Below are 23,016 nucleotides of genomic sequence, written 5' to 3' on the forward strand. Positions count from 1 at the left end.
AACTAAAAAAACAATGTACGTTTTTTTGCACATCACCATTTAATTTCCTACCTTTGCCCTGAAAAAAATTAAGCAACCCAAAATGAAACCATCTTTAAAAATAAAGTAAAAAACATCAAGCTGAAACTTATTTATTTTTGAAGAAGAACAAAGATAATACAACTGTGATTATTGAAATATTTGGTAGCAAAAACAATAAATTACGGCTAAAAACTATGTATAATAGTATCAAAACAGAAGAAAAAATAATAGAAGATGAGTTAAAATCCTTACTCAACACGTCCGATAACGCTTCTAGGTTATTAGCCCAGCGAGTCTATGACTTTAACTCATCTTCGGGTACAAAAGTACAACATTTCTTGCGATTCGCCAAAGAATTACCAATAAAAATAAATATTATCTCATAAAATTATTAATCATAAATCATTAAGCTCCTTATGACAGACCTTGAAATCGCTCAAAACGCAAAGCTACTCCCTGTAAAAGAAATAGCTAAAAAGCTAAATATCAACGAAGATGATATAGACCCTTACGGAAAGTATAAAGCTAAACTCCCTCTGCACCTTATAGATGCCCAAAAGATAAAAAATAGCAAATTGGTGCTTGTTACCGCTATTACCCCTACACCAGCAGGCGAAGGCAAAACTACTGTGAGCATTGGGCTTACCGAAGGACTTAATAAAATTGGCAAAAAAGCCATCGCTGTATTGCGCGAACCTTCATTAGGTCCTGTATTTGGCATCAAAGGAGGGGCTGCGGGCGGTGGCTACTCGCAAGTAGTGCCTATGGAAGATATCAATCTCCACTTCACAGGCGATTTTTCTGCTATTGAAAAAGCCAACAACCTCCTTTCAGCAGTTATTGATAACAATATCCAAAGCAAAACACACAGCATCGGGATAGATCCTCGCACCGTAGTATGGAAACGCGTAATGGATATGAATGACCGCGCTCTACGCCACATCGTAGTAGGCTTAGGCGGAAGCACTCACGGCGTACCACGCGAAGACGGCTTCAATATCACCCCTGCCTCAGAAATTATGGCTATCCTATGCCTCGCCGAAAACTTCTCCGACCTGAAGAGGCGTATTGGGAACATCTACGTAGGGAAAAAGTTTGACGGGACTCCTGTTTTTGCACGCGACCTCAAAGTTGTAGGAGCTATGGCTCTGCTGCTAAAAGAAGCTATCAAGCCCAATTTGGTACAAACCTTAGAAAACAACCCCGCTATATTGCACGGAGGTCCTTTTGCAAGTATTGCACAAGGCACTAATACTGTCTTGGCTACCAAAATGGGACTTTCTTTAGCCGACTATGTAGTTACGGAAGCGGGCTTTGGTGCCGACTTGGGGGCTGAAAAGTTCCTCAATATCAAATGTGTATCGGCAGGGTTAGCCCCCAATGCTGCTGTAATTGTAGCTACTATACGTGCGCTACGCCACCACGGAGGTGCTAAAAAAGAAGAATACAATACCCCCGATTTGCAAAAAGTGAAACTCGGTATTGGAAATCTTGAAAAACACATAGAAAACATACAACAATTTGGGCTTAAGGCTGTAGTAGCTATTAACTACTTCCCTCACGATAGCAATGAGGAAATCGCTTTTGTACAAGAATTTTGTAAACAAAAAGGGGTAGAAGCCATCGTAAGCAAAGGCTTTTCTGAAGGGGGCGAAGGCACTAAAGCACTCGCACAAGCTGTAGTAGCCATAGCCGAAAGCAACGAAAGCCATTTCAAACCTCTTTACGACCACCAAGCAAGCATAGAAGATAAAATAGCAACCATAGCCACCAAAATATACGGAGCTCGACAAGTACATTACAGTAGCAAAGCCCTAAGTCAGCTAAAACAAATTAACAAATTAGGCTTTGATAAGCTACCGGTGTGCATCGTAAAAACGCCAAAGTCATTGAGCGATGACGAAAAGAAACTTGCCCGTCCCGCCGATTTTGATGTAACGGTACGCGAGTTTGAATTTGCCTCTGGTGCAGGCTTTGTAATCCCAATTTTAGGCGATACAGTACGTATGCCAGGACTGCCAAGTGTGCCTGCTGCCGAAGGTATGGATATAGATGATGAAGGCATCATCACAGGCTTGTCGTAATTGTTAAAATTGTTAATCTTTTGTTACCAATTACGTTATTTTTTGTACTTTTGCAAGATTTTAAAAGATAAATTATTAAGGAAAAATGTTAGGATTGCAAACTACAGCTACAGCTGCCGCAGCAGCTGCGAACGACACTGCACAAGCAGCCCAAGAGAAAACACTTTCAATTATGGATATGATTGTAGGAGGAGGAGCTGCAAACGTTATTATCATTGGCATTCTTTTTGTTATGCTAGGGGTAGCACTTTATATTTACTTTGAACGCTTGCTGGCTATCAGGGCAGTATCTAAAGTAGATAATACTTTCATATACAAAATACGCGATAATATCGCTTCAGGAAAAATTGAAGCTGCTAAGTTACTTTGTGCTCAATCCAACTTGCCTGCAGCACGCCTTATAGAAAAAGGGATATCACGCATAGGAAAGCCTTTAGAGGATATCAACAAAGCTATTGAAAATGCAGGTACACTTGAGGTATATAAGTTAGAAAAAAATACAGCTATTTTAGCTACCATTGCAGGGGCAGGGCCTATGATAGGCTTCTTGGGTACTGTAGTAGGGATGATACTTTCGTTCCACGAAATGGCAAGTGCTGGTGGGCAAGCCGAAATGGGTGCCTTAGCAGGCGGTATTTATACTGCAATGACCACTACCGTAGCAGGACTTATTGTTGGGATTATTGCCTATGTAGGCTACAACCACTTGGTAGTAAACACCGATAAGGTTGTACATACAATGGAAGCTAATGCAGTAGACTTTTTAGACCTATTGAACGAACCTTTTTAAAACAAGCTGTCTATGAAGATAAAAAGCCGAAATAAGGTAAGTCCAGAGTTCAGTATGTCGTCTATGACCGACATTGTGTTCCTATTGCTTGTATTCTTTATGATTACAGCCAATAGCCCCAATGCACTCGATTTGCTACTGCCTAAGGCAAAAGGAAAATCTACAAACACGCAAAACGTATCGGTAAGCATAGATAAGAACCTAAACTTCTTTGTTGATAAAAAACAAATCAATGCCGAGAACTTAGAATCTGAACTAAAAACAGCCCTCAATGGTGTAGAAAACCCTACAATCATTTTGCGTGTGGAAGAAAGTGTGCCTATAGAAAATGCCGTAACCGTAATGGATGTAGCCAACCAAAACCAATACAAAGTTATTTTGGCAGTACGTCCCAAATAAAATTACTTTATGAGTTTCATTAAAACAGAATACGAAAAAAAATCATTTGCTATTACTTTATTGGTAATGGTGCTATTGGTACTTTTACTCTTTTTGGCAGGGATGCGTTATTTAGACCCCGCACCCGAAAGCGGTGTGGAAGTAGTCTATGGTATAGATTTAGAAGGCTCTGGCAAGTATACTCCTCCCCCTTCACTGCCTAAGCAAGAAGAAATACCTACCCCCGACACCCAACCTGAAGAGGCTACCTCGCCCGAGGTAAAAGAGAACCTATTGGCACAAGATAACGACGAAGAAGTAGCTGTCCCCGAAGTACCTAAAAAACAAGAAAAAAAGAAAGAAACCCCTAAAGAAGAAAAAGAAACTCCTAAACAACAAAAGCCTTCACGAGAGGCATCGGATGCGCTTTCTAATATATTAGGAGCTGCCAATGCAGGTGGCAATAATACAGGAGGACAAGGCGATTCTAACCACTATGGCTATCAAGGGAAAATAGATGGTAGCCAGTACGCCGACAGTTATTATGGTGCTGGTGGTGGAGGTAATACCGGCAAAGGTTGGGGGCTGAAAGGGCGCACCATTGCTTCACAAGGAGAAGTACTACAAGATTGTAATGAAGAGGGGCGCGTAGTGGTGCAAATAGAAGTAGACCGCAGTGGCAAGGTAGTAAAAGCTACCCCTGGTGTAAAGGGTACTAACAGCCCTGCTAAATGCCTTTGGGTAGCTGCCGAAAAAACCGCCTATAAGCATACTTGGAACGCCGATCAAAACGCTCCTATACGACAAGTAGGCTTCATCGTAGTTAATTTTAAATTAAGAGAATAAAAAGTGAATTATCAAGAAACACTAACTTGGATGTTTGCCCAACTACCAATGTTTCAATCACAGGGGCGAGCAGCACTGAATAACAAACTCGATAATATAATAAGCTTTACCAACTATTTGGGCAATCCTGAAAAACAATTGCGCACGGTGCATATAGCAGGCACTAATGGTAAAGGCTCTTCCAGTAGTATGATAGCTTCTATACTTCAGGAAGCAGGATATAAGGTAGGGCTTTATACTTCACCGCATTTGAAAGATTTCAAAGAGCGTATCAAAATAAATGGGGAAGAAATAAGTGAACAATATGTAATAGATTTTATAGCTAAACACAAACCTTACTTAGAGAATTTTAAGCTATCGTTCTTTGAGATGACTGTAGGGCTTGCTTTTAGCTACTTTGCCGATGAGAAAGTAGATATAGCAGTTGTTGAGGTAGGCTTAGGCGGCAGGTTTGATTCTACTAATATTATCACACCCGATGTGTGCCTTATTACCAACATCTCTAAAGACCATACTGATATATTGGGTAATACACTTGCCGAAATAGCTTATGAGAAAGCGGGTATCATCAAGTATGAAACACCTGTGGTAATAAGCGAATATCAAGAAGAAACAGCTCCTGTATTCATACAAAAGGCTGAAGCGCAAAAAGCGCCTATTCTCTTTGCCGATAAAACTATATCTACGACCTTCACCACTGATTTACAGGGTAGTTACCAAGAGAAGAACATCAAAGGAGTTGTTGCTGTTATGCAGCTAATGATAGATAAAGGTTGGGCAATAAGTACAACGAATATAAGTGAAGGATTGATGCACGTAGTTCGCAATACCCATCTACAAGGTAGGTGGCAAACTCTTAGCGAGCATCCCACAATAGTATGTGATACAGGGCATAACATCGGAGGGCTTACTTATGTAGTTGAACAACTTAAAAAACAACAATATACCCATCTTCATATAGTATTAGGCTTTGTAAAAGAGAAAGATGTAAATGCTGTATTAGCACTCTTTCCTCGTGAGGCTACTTATTACTTCTGTAGCCCACATATAGCAAGAGGATTAGATGTAACTACACTACACCAGATAGCTACCAGCAAAGGACTGCAAGGCGAGGCCTACCCCTCAGTAGCAGAAGCTTTGGCAGCTGCCAAAGCCAACGCCACAACTACCGACTTTATCTTCGTAGGTGGCAGTACCTTTGTAGTGGCAGAAGTTTTATAAAAAAAGCTACCTTTTTAGGGTAGCTTTTTTGTCTTTAATGTAATCCCCATTTGTTTTTTACTTCGGCAGCAACTTCTTTGATGTGTTGTTCTTTTGCCTTAGGATAAATGAGTAGCACATCATCTCTATCTACAATAATATAATCACTGAGGTCTTCTATGATGATATATTTCTTATTTTGAGTGCGAATAATGTTATTTTGAGCATTTCGTAGCAAGGTATACGCATTGATAACTGCATTTTGTTGCTCATCTTTTTCGGTTTTATCATAAAGAGAACCCCAGGAGCCCAAGTCGTTCCAATCAAAGGAGGCGGGTAATACGTATATATTGGGTGAGGGCTCTAATATAGCGTAATCCACCGATATATTTTCAGCCAGCGGGTAAGCTTCAGTTATAAAATCAGGTTCCTCAGGAGTATTGTATACATTTTCACCACGACTGAAGAGGTCGTACATTTCAGGCTGATACTTTTTGTAGGCTGCTAATACCGTGTGAGTACTCCATACAAAAATACCTGCATTCCAAAGGAAATTGCCTTCTTGCACAAAGGTTTTGGCAGTTTCATAATTAGGTTTTTCACGGAATTGTAGTACTTTCTTAATTGTATTCACATCATTGTGAGCGTGTTGTATATAGCCATAGCCCGTGTTCGGAAATGTAGGTTTAATACCAAGTGTAAGGATATGCGGATTATTTTGGGCAGTTTCAAAACAAGTAATAACATCGTTTTTGAAAGCATTTTCGTCTTCTATCCACGCATCGCTGGGCGCTACAATCATTACCGCATCAGGGTTACGCTTATTAATTTTCATAGCGGCATAGGCTATACAAGGAGCTGTATTACGCATACAAGGCTCCAACACTAAGTTTTGAGGCTGTATATGGGGTATTTGTTCTTCTACGATACCTTTGTATTGCTCGTTGGTAAGAATGAGGATATTTTCAGCAGGAATAAACTTCTGCAAGCGTCCATAGGTGCGTTGCAAGAGGGTTTGCCCTGTGCCAAGCATATCGTGAAATTGTTTAGGGTACTGGGTGGTACTTACAGGCCAAAAACGAGACCCTATACCGCCTGCCATAATAACGGCGTAATAATTACTATTCATTAATATTCTAACTTTATTATCCCGCTTTGATGATTTCTACTTCGGCGTGAGGCTGGAATATATATTTTTTGCCAGTGCTCACTTCGGTACAGTCATAACATTTTATGCGGCGTTGTCCTTTTACAAACACACGTCCGTCTTTGATACGAAAAGTACTACCAATGGGTAGTTGATATATAAAACTCACAGTTTCGTTCTCGTCATATTGTTTGAGGGCAATAGCCAAAAGAGGGTCTATATCACTACTAGACATTGGGTTTAGGAAATGTCGTAGCAATACACTAAGCAGTTGTTGAGGGAATATTTCAGGAATAAGAAAAGGCTTCATCATTTGTTGGAAAGTGTATTTCCATTCATTACCGTGAGGTTTTATAAGTTTGCCGTATCTTTGGAATGCTATTAGGTGAGCAACTTCGTGAATAAAAGTAATTAGAAAGCGGTATTTATTGGTGGTAGCGTTCATAGTGATGAGGTGTTGCCCTTCTTTTAATTGCCGATAATCCCCATGCCTTGTTTTTCGCTCATTTACAATTTTTAGGTAGATATTGTTTGCCTTGATGAGTTCGAAGCAAGGGTTCACTGCATATTCTGGCAAATATTTAGCGAGTATTTCTTTCATAGCATTTTCATAGTGCGCAAATGTACGAATTATTTTTGAAAAGTGCAAATTTATTTTTTACTCTTTAGCTACCGCCAATTCCACCCTCAGGTACAATTACTTATTTGTTTTCTGAAATGTTATCTCTCCTCGCTTCTTCGCTATAGTATATAAGAAAATAAAAAACGCTAAAAATCCTGCAATACGCGCTATATAATCTCCCATACGCACATAAAACGTTACTTCTTCATTAAGTGCAATAGTGCATCGTAGTGTGTTGAAATCTCTATAGGGTAGTGCTTTGAGTATGTCCCCGCGCCCATTGATAAATGCTGAAATACCAGTATTAGCACTGCGCGCTACACTGCGCCGTGTTTCAATGGCACGCAAACGTGTATAACTGAGCAGCTGTTTGTAACCTTGAGTGTCGCCCCACCAAGCATCGTTAGTCAGTACCGCCAAAAAATTAGCTCCTTTCTTGATATAGTCAGTTACAAATTCACCATAAACTGTTTCATAGCAAATAATGGGAGCTGCTTTGCCAGCTGTGTCTCTCCCTGTAAATACACTTCGTTCACTTTGAGTCGTTTTTAACGCTATGGTACCCCCCAAATTGATAAGCATATCTCCCAAAATAGGCTTTAGTAGCTGTTGGTATGGAAAGTTTTCTACTGCTACCACCAATTTGCTTTTGTGATATAGTGGCAAAGTGTCGCTGCGAAAGTAATCGTAATTGAGCAAAAAAGCCGAATTATAGTCGTTGTACCAAATGTCCTTCTCGGCTAAATAATTGCTTTGTGCAGTAACATCTTTTTTATCCTCTATAAATTTCAGTAACGAAACTCCTACTACCCAATTTACTTGCGGAAAAGCTAAAAATATATTTTTCAGATTATTTACAGGGGCACTATTAGCCAATTCATCAATGAGTATGTTCCTTGCCAACATAGTTTCAGGGGTGATGATAAAGTTAACATTATGGTCTAACTTGGTAAGTAAAAAATAGCTCATAGCTTTAGAGGTATCTTCATTGCTAAACTGATATTTCTCTTCGTAAGGGTCTATATTAGGTTGCAATACTACTACATCGGCTGTTTTTAGTCCTTTTTCGCTGTAGTTGATGTAGCTATAATATGATATAACAACAGGTATTGCAAAAAATAGCATCGCAATGCCCACTCTTTTGGCTAATAAAGCGCGGTTTTTGTCGGTAAGATAGTCTTTTGCAGCAATATAAAAAATAATATTTAGTAGCCAAACCCATAGGCTACCGCCAAAAGTTCCCGTATATTCATACCATTGTATCCAAGTGATTTTTTCAGAAAATACATTCCCTAAGTTTAGCCAAGGCCAAGAAATGTCCCACCAAAGGTGAAACTTCTCAAATGATAACCATATAGCTACCAAAAAGATAAGTGATAGTTTTTGGGTAGAACGTTTGGCTACGAGGTGGTATAGCAAAAAAGTAAGGCTCATCAGTAGGCTATTGATTGAGATAGCTAATACAGCACCTACTTGGGTAGAGTTCCATATCCACCAAGTACTTACGATGTTCCAAATGAGGAAAGCGATATAACTAAGTATAAAAATCTTTCGTTTGGTGTGCTTGTAGTGGCTACGAATGTGGCTATCGGCAAGCAATAAAGGTACGAAAGCTATAAATATTAGCGGAGTAATACCATAGGTTACCCACGATGCTGCTAATAAACTTCCTGATAGTATGGCGAGAAAGAAATTTTTTTTCATATAGAATATTTTATTGTTCTAAACTTAATAAAAAAGCGTATTCTTTGGCAGTTTCTTTCAGTGATTCGTATCTGCCTGAAGCGCCTCCGTGTCCCACTTCCATATTTACATCCAAATACAGCGGATTATTGTCGGTTTTTAGGTCGCGCAATTTAGCCACCCATTTGGCAGGCTCAAAGTATTGCACTTGCGAGTCGTGCAAACCTGTGCTTACGTACATCGCTGGGTAGTCTTGAGCTTTTACTTGGTCATAGGGCGAATACGATAGCATATAGTCGTAATACGCTTTTTCATTAGGGTTGCCCCATTCGTCATATTCACCTGTCGTCAGAGGGATTGTTTCGTCAAGCATTGTAGTTACTACGTCCACAAAAGGCACTGCAGCAATTACGCCTCGGTATAGCTCTGGTGCTTGGTTGATTACCGCTCCTATCAATAAACCACCTGCCGAACCTCCTTCGGCATATAAATGAGCTGGCGAAGTATAACCTTCGGCTATCAGATAGCGCGAGCAGGCAATAAAATCGCTAAATGTGTTTTTCTTTTTGAGTAATTTGCCGTCTTCATACCATTGCCTGCCTAAATATTCACCACCTCGCACGTGTGCAATGGCAAAAATAAACCCTCGGTCTAATAAACTCAATCTGCTGCTCGAAAAATATGGATTGATAGTAACTCCGTAGGCGCCATAGCCGTAAAGCAATAGTGGGTTATTGCCGTTTAAAGATATATCCTTGCGGTAAATTACCGAAATAGGCACTTTTACCCCATCGTCTGCTGTAGCCCATAGGCGTTTTTCGGTATAATTGCTGCTGCTGAAGTGAGGGTCTATCACCTCTTGAGTTTTTAGCACACGCTGGGTGCGTTGTGCCATATCATATTCAAAAAGCGTAGCAGGAGTTGCCAGCGATTGGTAGCTATAGCGAAGCAGATGAGTGTTAAAATCTACGTTTTGCGTAGTATAAGCCGTATAAGTTTCGCTTTCAAAAGGCAGGTAATAAGCCTCTCCTGCTTCCCAAGGCCGTTTTTGTATACGCTCCAAGCCATTGTAAGTTTCCTCAACTACTAAGTAATCTGCAAAAAGCTCTACATCGTTTAGGCGCACTTCGTTGCGGTGGGCAATAACCATCTCCCAGTGCTCTTTAGTGGTATGGCTTTCGTGAGTGCGCATTAGGCAGAAGTTCGTAGCGCCATCTTTATTGGTGAGTATGTAAAAATAATCGTTGTAGTGGGCTATGCCATACTCCAAACCCTGAGTGCGCTCTTGGAATATTTTGAAATTGCCTTCAGGAGTATCAGCACGCAATATTCGGCTTTCCGAGGTAAGCGTACTTTCCGAACTGATAACGATATACTTACGAGATTTTTCGCGGTATACATAGCAGTCAAAAGTCTCATCTTTTTCATTGAAAACAAGAGTATCTTCTTTAGGATTGTTGCCCATATAGTGCCTGTATATCTTAGAAGAGCGAAGCGTCTTTGGGTCGTTTTTTGTGTAGAAAATAGTGCGATTATCAGCAGCCCATACTGCCTGCCCATTAGTGTTTTTTATTTGGTAGGGCAATATTTCACCTGTGCCTAAATGCTTTATTTGCAGTGTATATTGTCGGCGCGAAACCGTATCTACGGCATACACCACCCATTGGTTATCATCACTTATGGCAAAGCTTTCCAAATGAAAGTAAGCATAACCTTTAGCCATCAGGTTGCAGTCAAATAATAACTCTTCGGGGGCAGTCATATTTTCTTTATGCCTGAAGTAGATAGGGTATTCCTTGCCTGCTTCGTAGCGTGTGCCATACCAATAGCCGTTGTAAAAGTAAGGCACCGAACTATCGTCTTCCTTCATCCGTCCTTTCATTTCAGCAAATAATTGCTGTTGCAAGGGTAGGGTAGGGGCGGTTTGTTCTTGGTAATAGGTATTTTCTGCCTCCAAATAGGCTAATACCTCACGGTTGCCACGCTCGGCAAGCCAGTAGTAATTGTCTATGCGTTCGTTGCCAAACTCGCGGAATATATGGGGCTTTTTAGGTGCTTTGGGTGCATTCATTACTTGTCTTCTTTTATGCTGATAGCCACCCCTCCACTAGGGGCAAGCCGTTGTTTTATAATTGTTTTATGATGTATCTTTTTGCTGCTAATTTTATAACTTTTAGGCTGAGTGCGCCAGTCGGCATCTTTACCATCGGCATAAATAGTAGCGGTATAGTTTTTCCCTGCGGGTAAAAAACTGAAGTCTATCACTGCCTGCCTTGCCTTCTCGTTGGTAATGCCGCCCACATACCATTCTTGTTTTCCTTTCGCCTTTCGCGCTATGGTAAGGTAAGCACCTGGTTCGGCTTCCAATACGTAAGTATCATCCCAATCGGTAGCTACATCTTTTATAAACTGAAAGGCATCTAAGTGCTTTTCGTAGTTTTCAGGCAAGTCGGCTGCCATTTGCAACGGACTGTACATTGTTACATATAGTGCCAATTGTTTCACTAAGGTAGAGCTCAGTTTGGCTTTATTATCGCCATATAGGCTAAGGTCGCCTTCAAAAATCCCTGGCGTATAGTCCATAGCGCCTCCTTTTATACGGGTAAAGGGGAGTATGGTTGTATGATTAGGAGCAATACCCGTAAACGATTCAAATTCTGTCCCCCTCGCCGATTCTTGTGCTATCCAGTTCGGGTAGGTACGGCTTAAGCCCGTAGGGCGCACCGCTTCGTGCGAATTTACCATAATCTTGTAGCTGGCAGCTGTTGCTGCTACATAGTTGTAATGGTTCACCATCCATTGGCTATCGTGGTACTCGCTGCGTGGAATGATAGGACCTACATAGCCCGTTTTTACAGCATCATAACCATTGCGTTTCATAAAATCAAACGCTTGGTGCAGTTGCCGCTCATAATCCACTACCGATGAGGTCGTTTCGTGATGCATTATCAGCTTTATCCCTTTAGAGGCAGCATAATCGCGAAGTTGGGCTACATCAAAATCAGGATAAGGTTCTGTAAAACTGTAAATGTGTTCTTTGTAGTACGCAACATTGTCTTCCCAACCCTTGTTCCAGCCTTCCACCAGTACAGCATCAAAACCGTGAGTAGCGGCAAAGTCTATATATTTCATCACGTGCTGAGTGTTAGCAGCGTGGTAGTGATGAGAGTTTTCTTTGTATGCCCAAGTCGAACCTCCTCCAATAAAGTATTCCCACCATACCCCTACGTATTTTATAGGCTTTATCCACGAAGTATCTTCTATTTTGCAAGGCTCATTTAGGTTGAGTATCAGGTTAGAAGCTATAATATCACGAGCATCATCACTTACAATAATAGTGCGCCAAGGACTCATTCCCCCTGTCTGTATATAGCCACGCACCCCATTCTTGTCGGGTACTAAATGTGCGGTAAGCAGATGCTCCTGTGCATTCAGGTTCAGCATCAGGGCAGGAAAATCTACCAAAGCCGCCTCGTGAAAGTGTAAGTAAAGTCCATCGTCAGTCTTTAGTAGTAAAGGCGTTTGTACGGCTACGTTTTCAGTAGGCGATTTCGCAGCCAAAGGCTCTTCGCGCACCTTGTCTATAAGCGAAGGTATAGCCTCCAAAGTGCTGATAGTGGTAGGAAACTCATTAGTATCATAGTCAGCAGGCAACCAAAAAGCCTTGTGATTGCCCATAAGTTTAAAAGCAGTATGTTCATTGCCTATAGCAAAGTGTCGCAAATGCGGCTGTTCTGGAAATTCATAGCGAAAGCCCAAACCATCGTCAAACAATCTAAACCTAATATGCAGTACATAATCAGTGTTCCATTGTTGCAATTTCACTAATAATTCATTGTGATGATCTCGTATTTGGCTATATTCACCCAAAACAGGCTGCCATACACTATCTTTTTCCATTTTGTAACTGCCTTTCAGCTCAAAACCAGCGTTCAAGTTAGTCGCAGGCATAATAGTAAAGCCCATTTTGCTATCAGCAATCACCATTTTTCCTTTGTATTGTAGTGAATACATAGGTTCGCCCTCTTCAGTAAGCGAAAAAGTAAGTTGTAAGTTTCCATTGGGCGAAGATAAAGTTTGCGCCCTCAAAAGCCCTGTAAGTATTACAAGGCTCAGTAGCATTAAATGTTTCATTGGTAATAATGTTTTTTTATTTTCCCAACCCTTCTATTAGGTTAATTCCCAAATGAGGGTGGTTGATTTTCTTTTCCAAGAACTGCTGTAGTATCAGCGTAGCACTTATTTCATCTATAAGTGCTTTGTCCTGCCGTTGTTTCTTTTTTAGCCCGCTGTCTATCATCGTCTGAAAAGCTATTTTAGAGGTAAAACGCTCATCTTGCCTATATATAGCAATGTCAGGAAATTCTTGTCGCAGCTGGCTGATAAATGCTTGTATCAGCACCTCCACATCACTATCTTCGTTGTTGAGTCGCTTGGGTTGCCCTATCACAAAGCTCTCTATAGGCTCTTCGGCTGTATATTTTTTCAAAAAAGGCAACAATTCATTAGTAGCTACCGTACAAAGCCCCGAAGCTATCATTTGCAGCGGGTCGGTAATTGCTATTCCCGTACGTTTGCTGCCGTAATCAATGGCTAAAATTCTTTTCACAATCCTTTTTGTATGTTCCAAATCCAGTTCAGCACTATCAGTACTCCAAAAATAATACCTATAAAGCGATATTTTTTCACCATTTGCCCTATAGCTCGTTCGCTGTGGTATAGGGTAGGGGTTTTGGTATAAAAATCATAGAGCAACCAGCACGGAAGCACTACCCCGCCCACTGCCACTATCCACGATAGCGGATTGAGCCACAAAGCCTCCTGCCAATTGCCTAACCATAATTGTATCACCCCTCGTGTAGTACCACAAGACGGACAAGGATAACCCGTAATATGCTTCACAGGGCAACTTATGAACCCTATTCCCCTGCTGTTTAGCCAATAATTGAATGCTACCCAGCAGGGAATCAGTAGATAAAATACAACTACAAGCTTGTAAAATTGTGTTATCTTCAATAGTAATGCAACTTATTAGTTAATAGCTGCTGCCAATAGTTCAGCGTTGCGGTCGCGAGTGCTATCCATTATCAGAAACCAATCCACAATAGTCCATACGCTAGCACCTCCGCAAGTAAGCAGTTTTAACAGCCCAAGTGTAGTATTGCCAATATAAAAACGATCAATACCTAAATAACCCAAAAGAATAGAAACAATAAGAGCGGTTGTTGGGTCTTTATACCCCACCGATTGTATTGCTCCCCATTTAGAGTCGTCCAATGATAGTAGCTTCTCACGTATTGAAGTTATCATAGTAGGCTTGAAGTAGCGCGCATTGGCTACTATAAACATATCCACTTTTTGTGCGTCCATTTGTTTTTATGATTTTGTTAGTTCTTTTATTTTTTTGTCGTTTATCATTAGCACACTTATCACAGCCTGCACGAGTATTAGTACAAAAGTACCCCCACCCATAAATGCCAATTCGTAAATAGGGTTTATTTCGGGGTGAAGTGCTTTGCTCAATGGTATTTCAGCAATACTTATTCCTATAGTCTGCAGTAGTAGCCCCACTACAAAGCCAAAAGCCGTATAAACTCTGAAAAAGTAAAAAGTAGCAAATACAATGAGCATTGCCACCAATGATAAGCCCGTGTGCAATAACCCTATAGTGATAGCGGGGTAATACAAGCCTATTCCCCACAAGTTTATACACTGGTCAGCAAGCACATAAAGAGCGGTGCCTACTATTACAAGTACACATAAGTAGATGCCAATATATTTCTTCATTATACAAGCGGTTAAGGTTCTTTACTCATTTCAATAGCTTTCTTAATAATAGTGTATATTGCCCCAGCTACGCCCAATAATGAGCATACAATCGTACAGAGCGAATAGTCATTGGGTAGCTTGCTATCCAGCCATACCCCAAAAAAACTACATACCCCTATAGTGATAGCCATTTGCAAGCCCGCTTGCGAAAAGTATATCCACTTATTTAATTGGTTTTTCTCCTGCTGGTTTTTCATTGCCAAAACCTTTTGCTCCCTTCATAGCACAAGATACGTTGAATACAGCGCCAGGTTCAATAGAAAGTTTATCTACAAATACCTCGCCTTCCACCACTGCAGTCGATTTTAAGCTAAGTAGGCTATTCACCTTTACTGTGCCTGTTACTTTTCCTTCAATATCCGCATTTTCGCAGATAACAGTACCTTTTATAACACCAGTACGCCCCACTACCAATTTCCCTGTAGTTTGAAAAGTACCTTCCACTTCTCCATCAATTCTAAAATCCGATTTAGAGTTGATTTCTCCCTTAAACTTAGTCTCTGCAACGATACGGTTGCTACTTCCCGAAGTATTGTCTGCTGCCATAGTTCTCTTGTCTTTGTCTTTACTGTTAAACATTTTTTTGTATAATTAGTGTTTTGATTATTTCTATATAAGAATATTGCGCCAAAGGTATGGTAAAAAAATAATAAATGCAAATTTTTACTGTCTTTTTTCTTAGTCGCCAATTCCTCAACTTTGCTTCCAGCAATCACTTCACCCCGTGCATCAGTTTCTTTACAAACGGATTGATGAGAATGATAAGTGTCCCCGCTACGGCAGGTACAATAGTGAATATCAAAAAGAAAGTAGATAAGCTGTATTCTTTAGTAATATTGTCTATCTGTCCCCCCACAACGGCTGCCAATTTATGCCCAATAGCCACTGCCAAATACCATACGCCAAACATAAAGGCAATCATTCGCGCTGGTACCAATTTAGATACGTACGATAAGCCCACTGGCGATAGGCACAGCTCTCCCATAGTGTTGAACATATAAGCAAATACAAGCCATAGCATACTCACTTTTACCCCCTGAGTAACTCCGTAAGCCCCTATAGCCAGCAATCCAAAACCTATAGAGAGCATCAGCAATCCTATTCCGTATTTCACTGCGGCTGGAGGATTAAAGCGGCTGTCCCACCAGCGCGAGAATAAGCTCGCCAAGGCAATGATAAAAAATGAGTTTAGTATCGAAAACCACGACACGGTTACCTCCACCCAATTGTCGCGCACTTCTTTCACTTGCGCAGGTATCAGTCCGTTGTCTTTAGCCCCAATAGAGGCAGCGTGCTGTTTTGCCCACACCTCTTTAGATGCATCTACAAAGCCAAACGAAGTGTTTTTATTGTTTTTACTCAGTAGTTTTATGGGCGAACCTTCCTTCAGTTGCAGGTCGGCAACACCTATAATAGTACTGCGCTCCACCTTTTTTTTGCCTAAGTAGGCACTCGCATTCGCATTGTATTCCGTTACGGGTACATAAGTAATAGAGCCATCGTCATTGGCAATTTCGTATGCCATATAAGTAACGTTGTAAGCTGTCGTGTTAAAATCCCGTTTAAACATCCAGCCTACGATGCTCCACACCAAAGCAAAACATAACACCAACACCACTATAGCAGGCAGTATTTGCTTATAAGTCCTTTTGATAAGCAAGAACATCACATAGCTAATCAGTAGCAGCGGTATGAGTGTCAGCAAAGCGTTGCAAATGTTATAGGCAATAGCCCAAGTGCCGTGCAGTTCGCGTTCTACGCTATCCCGAGCAAAGATAATAAGCGAAGAAGCTCCTTGTTCAAAAGACAGCCAGAAAAACACCACAAAAAAACCAAATATCACCACCGTAAGCATACGATCGCGCACCACTTTGGTATAACGCATAATGCGACTGCCCACTACAAAAAAGAAAGCAATAAGAGCAACAATTACCACCACGTATTGTCCTTTTAGGCTGTCAGTAGCAGCCCAGCGGAACAAGTCTACTTTCCATATTTTCGACAGAGGGTCATTTAGCGCATAGCCTACCCCAATAATTGCTGTAAAGGCGATGAGCAATTTGTCTATTAAGGTAAAAGGATTGCGTTTGTCTTCGTCTTTAAGTGTCGTTTCAGACTTAGCCGTTGTTTGTTGTTTTTGCTCAGATGAAGGCACATTCCCTATTTCCCCAAAAAGAGGTTTGGCAACCCAAAACTGAATCGTTCCCAAAAGCATAAAAATACCTGCCAAGCCAAAGCCCCAGCTCCAGCCAATACGTTCAGCCAAATAGCCGCAGAGCATCATTCCAAAAAAAGCCCCCGAATTAACCCCCATATAGAAGATTGTATAAGCAGCATCCTTTTTTTCAGGCAAATACTTGTACATTTCCGAAACAAACGACACCATATTAGGTTTAAAGAACCCTGTTCCTATCACTAGCAATGCCAGTCCCAAGTAAAGTGATTTTTCAGTTTCAAAAGCCATCGAAGCGTGTCCCATTGTAATTATCACAGCCCCAATGATTACTGCCCAGCGGTAGCCTGTAAGTTTATCAGCTATGATACCCCCCAATATAGGCGTAAGGTAAAGCAACATTACATAAGTGCCAAAAAGAGCCCCAGCGTTTTCTGTGCTCCAAGCCCAACCAGGATTATAACCAATAAGCGTCATTGTCAAAAAATTGACAAGCAATACCCGCATACCGTAAAATGAAAAACGCTCCCACATTTCAGTGAAAAACAATACAAATAATCCCGCCGGATGCCCCAATACCTGTGCATCAAAAATCGTCTTATTACTCCTTTCAGTCATATTTATGTAAAAATAATGTTTAGTTATTAATTAAACAAGTTCCAGTTGATACCCAGTCGCAGTATAAAGTCCCTATAAGGTTGGGTTGGCGTACTATAGTAGCGATACGGATTGCCCAAAGGCATCCAGCTAATATTACTAATAGGCACTTGCCATTGTTCCAATGAAAAGAAGATACGCATTGTGCGCACTTTGGCATTGATAAATAAGTCAAGAGCAGGAAAGTTGCCTATTTTCCTTTCCGTTTGGGTTGCGTATTCACCCAATAACGGATTGTATTCATTAGCGTAATATTTTGTGAAGTAATTCAGTCCGATGCCCGCTTGCAGTATCATTGCCCGCTGAAACATAGGCGTTTTGATATACAAACTATTGCGAGTTACTATTGTAGGCACATTCAGCACCTTGCTGTCCTGCACCACCTGTTGGTACAAAATAGTGTTGTCAAGTCCAAACTTGCCCACCCTAATGTCTTTGTACAATTTCAGTTGTAAGTATTGTATGTTGCCACTATATTGCTGCGGACGCACAATGCCTCTACCTTCGCTTGCAAAATAAGTATAATTATTAATATTTGTAATGTCCAAATGCGCTTCCCCCCATTGTGTACGCACGCTTCCGTAAAGAGTTTGGTAGTTTTCTTTCTGAAAACTATCGTAGTTATTCCAGTTAAAACGCTTGTAATCACTTTGGTAAAGCAAAAAGTTAAAGTTAGGCATCGCCGAGTGTAGTGTCATTCCAGCCGATAGTTTATTTTCAGCGTTGAAAGCATAAGCCAACGTTGCTGCAAGGTGCGTACCCGTCATTTTGCCAATAAAAGTCTGTTCCCCCTGTGCATCTATGCTAAAACCCTTCACCTTTTTGTGCCATTCTACCCCCAAACTCATATCCGTATCCTTTATTTGGCGGCGTTGCAATACCCCCGATACGTAGTAAGCATTAGGGAAAAAATAGTTGTAATGGTACGCGTTTGCAAAGAGGAATGTTTTGCCCAAATAAGGCAATTCCACTTCCACCCCCAGTTTGTTAGTCATCTTCCTCAGGTTTACACTATCCAGCAAACTTTCACTCACAAAAGCATCACCCAAAAAACTATTGCTACGGCTTTGTTTAAAGTTGTAGTGTTCTTTTTCATAGCTAAAAAGATGCCTAAAGCGCAACTGTTTATTAGTTTTTAGCGAGTCCGAAGTACGCAATAAAGCATAGTCGTGTTGCAGAAAAAAACGCTTGCTTTCGCGGTTATTTTCAGCGTCCAATAAGTTGATATTTATGGTAGCGCGGTTTTTAAAAACGCGTTCCCCCCCTTCAAACTGACTGAGGGTAACAATCCCCCCATTCTCTTGGCTATAAGTATCGTTAGTAGCGTAATGCGTAAATACAGTGTATTTTTTGTTAGCAGATACATAGCTGAAACCCGTCCTAAAATTACCATTACTCACAAGAGCACGCCTATATTTCCCCAGCGAACGCAATCCCCTATAAGCTATAAAAAAATTAAACTGAGGAGTTAAGTTAGCCGAGAAAAGCACATCCAAGTTCTGCCCCTGTTCCATACCCGTTTTGTATGAAAATTGCGAAACAGGCGTAGGGATATAGTAATAAGTAATTTCTTCAGGAGTTAGGTACAGCTGTTTTTTGGCTGTAGCCCCCATATCAGGTAAGTAAGCACGCCTTCTAAAATCGTAGCTAAGCGAGTTGTAAGGTTGCGCCATATTACCCATTGGCATTTTGCCAAACAAATCCTTTTGCCAAGCATTATTGCGGTAATATTTCGCCATACTTATAGAAGTGTCTATAACTGTAGTATCCCGTAAGTAAGTGATGATTTTGTAATCATTAGCTGTAAAGGTAATACTGTCTTTTTTCTTTTTAGGGCGCAAACTCTTAAAGCCAAGTCCCTCTTTATCACCATTGTTGCGGTTGTTATCCCTGTTATAGCGATTGTCGTACGAATTGTTGTAAGAGTCATTCTCATACGAATTGGTATCGTATGAATGATCCGAACTCTTATTAAAACGCTTAATATCATCAATCTGCGCCCACGATATAGAGGGGCAAACCCATAACGAGATAAAAAATATATAGAAAAGATATTTTGTCCAATACATAAAAAGCCATTTGAGGGGCAAAGATACAAAATAATTATGAATTATTAATGATTAATTTTAATACAGAAGCTGCCCTGCCAATTCATAATTCATAACCCTTCTCACCCGTAATCTTTATTTTAATTCGTTAGTATTAAAAAAAATATTGTACCTTTGCACTAAATTAAAAAGGTTACAAATATGAAAAGACAAATTAAAAAAATGAGTGTTTTTCTCTTAGTTCTTTTTGTGTGCGCTTGTTCAAGCACAAACACATCAGGAACAGGAGAGACAGGGAAGAGTCAAGAACCTGTAGTATCTAACGAAAAAGAAAGCTTTTCAAACACTACAGTTGCCAAATTATTCAAAGAGTATGATGATATTTATAGAATTCCTCGTAGGGAAGATATTTTAAAAGATGAGTATTCTTCTATAGAGGAGTTGTTGAAAAATACTTATCCCAATCGTTGGAAAACAGTTGTAGAGAATAGTAAAGAGGAAATTAAAGAAGCAGAAAAAATAGCAAAAACTAAATTTTTTTGTGCTAAAGATAGGGATCCCTTTTTTGCAAATAAAAAATAACTTTTCTTACATCGAACTCACGTTAAATAATATAAACATGGAAAAAAACAGAAAAAAACAAATCGTAGTTTTGAGTATAGCTTTAGTTTGCATTTTCATCTTGGTATTTTCATTGTTCCATAAATCAGCGACAAAAGATAGCGCAAATCCTCCTTTAACAAATGTTTTGACTGATAGCATTTCTCAAATTGTCTCAGCTTGTCCTGGCGAAATTGGTGTGGCGGTTATTGTTAATAACAGAGATACGGTTAAGGTCAATAATAAGAGTGTTTATCCTATGATGAGTGTGTTTAAGGTTCATCAGGCATTAGCTCTTTGTAATGACTTTGACAATAAAGGAATTTCACTTGATACCTTAGTAAATATAAATAGGGATAAACTTGACCCAAAGACTTGGAGTCCTATGCTGAAAGATTATTCAGGGCCAGTCATATCATTGACAGTGAGAGATTTGCTGCGTTATACTCTTACTCAGAGTGACAACAATGCAAGCAACCTTATGTTTAAGGATATGGTTAATGTCGCTCAAACAGATAGTTTTATAGCCACACTCATTCCTCGTTCAAGTTTTCAGATAGCTTATACGGAAGAGGAAATGTCGGCTGACCATAACAAGGCTTACTCTAACTATACATCTCCTCTTGGTGCTGCAATGTTGATGAATCGTTTGTTTACTGAAGGTCTTATCGATGATGAGAAACAAAGTTTCATTAAGAATACGTTAAAAGAATGCAAAACAGGTGTAGATAGGATAGCAGCTCCACTTCTTGATAAAGAAGGGGTTGTTATAGCGCATAAGACAGGTTCAGGTGATGTTAATGAAAATGGTGTTCTTGCAGCTCACAATGATGTTGCCTATATATGTCTGCCTAATAATATCAGTTATACCTTAGCGGTATTTGTTAAGGATTTCAAGGGAAATGAATCACAAGCGTCACAATATGTTGCGCATATATCAGCTGTAGTATATTCTTTATTAATGCAAACTTCAGTAAAATCTTAAACTGCACTTGCTTTGATAATTAATGATAAACAATCTAAAAGCACTCTAATCGTTATCGGAGTGCTTTTAGATTACTAATCAAATTGCTTCTATTATAATTTGAATCCTCTACTTTTTCTTTCTTCCTGTTGCGGCACTCTTGCTCCATATCTAAGCCTGTGCCATTGCTCCCTGAACCAGTCGGCAATCGGCTTCCTGTTTATTGTCAGGTTCAGCCTGCTTTCATCGTCAGGGTCATTTTCCACCCTTAAAATATCATCCTTTATATCAAAGTTCCCCCCCGCTGGCGCGAGCTTGTAGCTCGTGCCTACTATAAATAGAGCTTGTAGCTCGTGCAAATTTGCCCGTGCGGCTCGCCCCCCATTACTCCCATTATTCCCACTACTCCCACTACTCCCATTACTCTCACAACTCCCATTACTCCCATTACTCCCATTATTCCCACTGCTCCCTAAAAAACCGCCCGTGCGGCTCGCACCCCATTACTCCGATTACTCTCACTACTCCCACTGCTCTCACCCCTAAATTTGCTCATTTCCTAATTATACACTACCTTTGCCCTATAATTTGCAAATTTAGAAATTTGCAAATCAACAAATTAAGAATGATGCTTTCATCTTCCCATTGTGTAAGGCACAATACAAGGAGTATTGTCTATTATTAAATACCTATCTAAAAATGAAAAAAAACTTATTTTTATTAACCCGTTGTGCATTTTAAATAATAGAGGCTTTTAGATTGTGGATTTCTCTATTTAATATAAACTTATTGATGTATTGTATCAATGTTAAAGATGTTATCTTGCTGAATATCCGTGTTTTAAAACCTTCAAATGATTTTGCATAATTACGTTTTATCATAAATTGATCACACAGTTGGGAAAATAAAGTCTCTATTCGTTTTCGTTTTTTTTAAAGAGCCTAAATTGAGGTCTGTAGTCTTTTTGATTAGTCCTTTTAGGTGTATCTAATTGAATATTAGCATAGTTGAACAAATCTATTTGTACTTCTGCTGAGAGATAACCTTTATCCCCTATCAAAGTACAGTTTGACAATTGTTCTTTCACATCATTAAGATATCGGATATCGTGAACCGAAGCAGGACTCATATCGATAGACTGAAAAATTCCATTTAAAGAACAGATAGCGTGTAACTTATATCCATAATAATATAGCTTTTGAGAAGCACAATAGCCAAAATCAGGGCTTGAATAATCAAACTCCTTACATATATGTGAGCGTTTTGCTCTTGAGTTTTCACAGACTTTCAGAGGCATACTATCTACCATAAAAACATCTTCAAATTCGTTAAAATGTTGTGCAATTTTAGTCCTAATTTGCTCTATATAAGGGAATAATTTTCTTCTTCTACGATTAAAAACACTTCTTTCAATTTTACTTTTGATAGATTCAGGTATTTTTCTAAACAACTGACACTCAGAATCTATACTCAAGTATTCAGCAGTTAGAGCTAAACTAACTACTTCTAAATCAGACATTTTAGGTTTTCTTCTTTGATAATTTTGAAGTTTCTTTCCAAAGAATTTTGATAATACTTCAAGAATTTTTTTGTAACTTTGCTCCAAGTTGTTCATTATATTTAATTGTTTGGAATTCAATCAAATATACGATTTTTTAATCAAATGAACAACTTTTTTTATTTTTTTAAAATCAAAATGCACAACGGGTTATAAAGTAGACAAATATTCAACAAAAGAATATATTGAAGAAGGAACCCCTTTTGTATTACATCAGTCCCTTAGAGATAGTTTGGATATTAAATCATTAGGTTTAGACCCATCCTCCGAGAAGAAACTATTAGAAGCCCAAAACTACAAGGGAATTTAAGACCAACGGAAAAAAAGGGAATACAAGACTTAGAGACTGTCCGAAAAGTTTTAAAAGTATGATTGCACCACGCACTTTGTCAAACTTTCAAAGTTTGACAAAGTTA

At 39.7% G+C, this 23,016-nt stretch carries 22 protein-coding genes and 2 pseudogenes; 8 read left to right on the plus strand and 16 right to left on the minus strand.

Features of this window, described 5'->3' with window-relative positions:
* Positions 1 to 137: 137 nt before the first annotated feature.
* From HMPREF9075_RS12890 to HMPREF9075_RS07800, 6 genes are all read left to right on the plus strand, one after another.
* Entirely contained in the window at positions 138 to 407 is a 270-nt protein-coding gene (locus HMPREF9075_RS12890; RefSeq protein WP_009415973.1) for a hypothetical protein, read from the plus strand.
* 30 nt (positions 408 to 437) lie between these two features.
* A complete protein-coding gene (locus HMPREF9075_RS07780) occupies positions 438 to 2,105 on the plus strand; it encodes a formate--tetrahydrofolate ligase (RefSeq protein ID WP_009415974.1) in 1,668 nt (555 codons plus the stop codon).
* A gap of 85 nt (positions 2,106 to 2,190) precedes the next feature.
* Entirely contained in the window at positions 2,191 to 2,895 is a 705-nt protein-coding gene (locus tag HMPREF9075_RS07785) for a MotA/TolQ/ExbB proton channel family protein (protein WP_009415975.1), read from the plus strand.
* Between the two features lie 12 nt (positions 2,896 to 2,907).
* The gene (locus tag HMPREF9075_RS07790) at positions 2,908 to 3,294 is read left to right on the plus strand and encodes a biopolymer transporter ExbD (protein ID WP_009415976.1); all 387 of its coding nucleotides are present in this window, start codon (positions 2,908 to 2,910) and stop codon (positions 3,292 to 3,294) included.
* Between the two features lie 9 nt (positions 3,295 to 3,303).
* Positions 3,304 to 4,119 carry a hypothetical protein gene (locus HMPREF9075_RS07795; RefSeq protein WP_009415977.1) on the plus strand — a complete coding sequence of 272 codons (816 nt, stop codon included), beginning with the start codon at positions 3,304 to 3,306 and terminating at the stop codon, positions 4,117 to 4,119.
* Positions 4,120 to 4,122: 3 nt separating this feature from the next.
* Positions 4,123 to 5,340 carry a folylpolyglutamate synthase/dihydrofolate synthase family protein gene (locus HMPREF9075_RS07800; RefSeq protein WP_009415978.1) on the plus strand — a complete coding sequence of 406 codons (1,218 nt, stop codon included), beginning with the start codon at positions 4,123 to 4,125 and terminating at the stop codon, positions 5,338 to 5,340.
* A 34-nt stretch (positions 5,341 to 5,374) separates the two neighbouring features.
* On the opposite strand, the gene HMPREF9075_RS07805 is transcribed toward HMPREF9075_RS07800, so the two are convergent.
* From HMPREF9075_RS07805 to HMPREF9075_RS07865, 13 genes are all read right to left on the minus strand, one after another.
* Positions 5,375 to 6,448, minus strand: coding sequence for a mannose-1-phosphate guanylyltransferase (locus tag HMPREF9075_RS07805; protein WP_009415979.1), 1,074 nt, complete (start codon positions 6,446 to 6,448; stop codon positions 5,375 to 5,377).
* 16 nt (positions 6,449 to 6,464) lie between these two features.
* The gene (locus HMPREF9075_RS07810) at positions 6,465 to 7,067 is read right to left on the minus strand and encodes a SprT-like domain-containing protein (protein ID WP_009415980.1); all 603 of its coding nucleotides are present in this window, start codon (positions 7,065 to 7,067) and stop codon (positions 6,465 to 6,467) included.
* Between the two features lie 96 nt (positions 7,068 to 7,163).
* Entirely contained in the window at positions 7,164 to 8,792 is a 1,629-nt protein-coding gene (lnt, locus tag HMPREF9075_RS07815) for an apolipoprotein N-acyltransferase (RefSeq protein ID WP_009415981.1), read from the minus strand.
* 10 nt (positions 8,793 to 8,802) lie between these two features.
* Positions 8,803 to 10,842, minus strand: coding sequence for an oligopeptidase B (locus HMPREF9075_RS07820; RefSeq protein WP_009415982.1), 2,040 nt, complete (start codon positions 10,840 to 10,842; stop codon positions 8,803 to 8,805).
* Entirely contained in the window at positions 10,842 to 12,905 is a 2,064-nt protein-coding gene (locus HMPREF9075_RS07825) for a glycoside hydrolase family 97 protein (RefSeq protein WP_009415983.1), read from the minus strand. Before HMPREF9075_RS07825 ends, HMPREF9075_RS07820 begins: the two co-directional genes overlap by 1 nt.
* A 16-nt stretch (positions 12,906 to 12,921) precedes the next feature.
* A complete protein-coding gene (ruvX, locus tag HMPREF9075_RS07830; RefSeq protein WP_009415984.1) occupies positions 12,922 to 13,380 on the minus strand; it encodes a Holliday junction resolvase RuvX in 459 nt (152 codons plus the stop codon).
* Positions 13,377 to 13,787: a DUF2752 domain-containing protein gene (locus HMPREF9075_RS07835; RefSeq protein WP_034557193.1), complete on the minus strand. Its 411-nt coding sequence runs from the start codon at positions 13,785 to 13,787 to the stop codon at positions 13,377 to 13,379. The genes ruvX and HMPREF9075_RS07835 overlap by 4 nt, the downstream gene beginning before the upstream one ends.
* A 15-nt stretch (positions 13,788 to 13,802) precedes the next feature.
* Positions 13,803 to 14,141 (minus strand): TM2 domain-containing protein, encoded by a 339-nt coding sequence (locus HMPREF9075_RS07840; RefSeq protein ID WP_009415986.1) that lies wholly within the window; start codon positions 14,139 to 14,141, stop codon positions 13,803 to 13,805.
* A 6-nt stretch (positions 14,142 to 14,147) separates the two neighbouring features.
* On the minus strand, positions 14,148 to 14,558 hold the full coding sequence (locus HMPREF9075_RS07845) for a hypothetical protein (protein WP_009415987.1): 411 nt from the start codon (positions 14,556 to 14,558) through the stop codon (positions 14,148 to 14,150).
* Between the two features lie 11 nt (positions 14,559 to 14,569).
* A complete protein-coding gene (locus tag HMPREF9075_RS07850) occupies positions 14,570 to 14,797 on the minus strand; it encodes an AtpZ/AtpI family protein (protein WP_009415988.1) in 228 nt (75 codons plus the stop codon).
* Positions 14,763 to 15,179, minus strand: coding sequence for a polymer-forming cytoskeletal protein (locus HMPREF9075_RS07855; RefSeq protein WP_009415989.1), 417 nt, complete (start codon positions 15,177 to 15,179; stop codon positions 14,763 to 14,765). Before HMPREF9075_RS07855 ends, HMPREF9075_RS07850 begins: the two co-directional genes overlap by 35 nt.
* Before the next feature lie 133 nt (positions 15,180 to 15,312).
* The gene (locus tag HMPREF9075_RS07860; RefSeq protein WP_009415990.1) at positions 15,313 to 17,391 is read right to left on the minus strand and encodes a peptide MFS transporter; all 2,079 of its coding nucleotides are present in this window, start codon (positions 17,389 to 17,391) and stop codon (positions 15,313 to 15,315) included.
* A 26-nt stretch (positions 17,392 to 17,417) separates the two neighbouring features.
* Positions 17,418 to 19,499, minus strand: a complete 2,082-nt coding sequence (locus HMPREF9075_RS07865; RefSeq protein ID WP_009415991.1) for a putative porin — start codon at positions 19,497 to 19,499, stop codon at positions 17,418 to 17,420.
* Positions 19,500 to 19,679: 180 nt separating this feature from the next.
* Between HMPREF9075_RS07865 and HMPREF9075_RS07870 the strand changes: the two genes are divergently transcribed.
* Both HMPREF9075_RS07870 and HMPREF9075_RS07875 read left to right on the plus strand, forming a co-directional pair.
* Positions 19,680 to 20,060 (plus strand): hypothetical protein, encoded by a 381-nt coding sequence (locus HMPREF9075_RS07870; RefSeq protein WP_009415992.1) that lies wholly within the window; start codon positions 19,680 to 19,682, stop codon positions 20,058 to 20,060.
* 37 nt (positions 20,061 to 20,097) lie between these two features.
* Complete coding sequence (locus tag HMPREF9075_RS07875; protein WP_004348227.1) at positions 20,098 to 21,063, plus strand: extended-spectrum class A beta-lactamase CfxA3; 966 nt, start codon at positions 20,098 to 20,100, stop codon at positions 21,061 to 21,063.
* A 92-nt stretch (positions 21,064 to 21,155) separates the two neighbouring features.
* Here HMPREF9075_RS07875 and HMPREF9075_RS13860 read toward each other — a convergent pair.
* From HMPREF9075_RS13860 to HMPREF9075_RS07885, 3 genes and pseudogenes are all read right to left on the minus strand, one after another.
* A pseudogene (locus HMPREF9075_RS13860) lies at positions 21,156 to 21,338 on the minus strand (mobilization protein); the annotation flags it as partial.
* 35 nt (positions 21,339 to 21,373) lie between these two features.
* Entirely contained in the window at positions 21,374 to 21,499 is a 126-nt protein-coding gene (locus HMPREF9075_RS14020) for a hypothetical protein (protein WP_255351826.1), read from the minus strand.
* Positions 21,500 to 21,779: 280 nt separating this feature from the next.
* A pseudogene (locus HMPREF9075_RS07885) lies at positions 21,780 to 22,657 on the minus strand (IS982 family transposase).
* Positions 22,658 to 23,016: the final 359 nt, after the last annotated feature.

It is taken from the genome of Capnocytophaga sp. oral taxon 332 str. F0381 (genome assembly GCF_000318275.2).
In the GTDB taxonomy this organism is placed as follows: domain Bacteria; phylum Bacteroidota; class Bacteroidia; order Flavobacteriales; family Flavobacteriaceae; genus Capnocytophaga; species Capnocytophaga bilenii.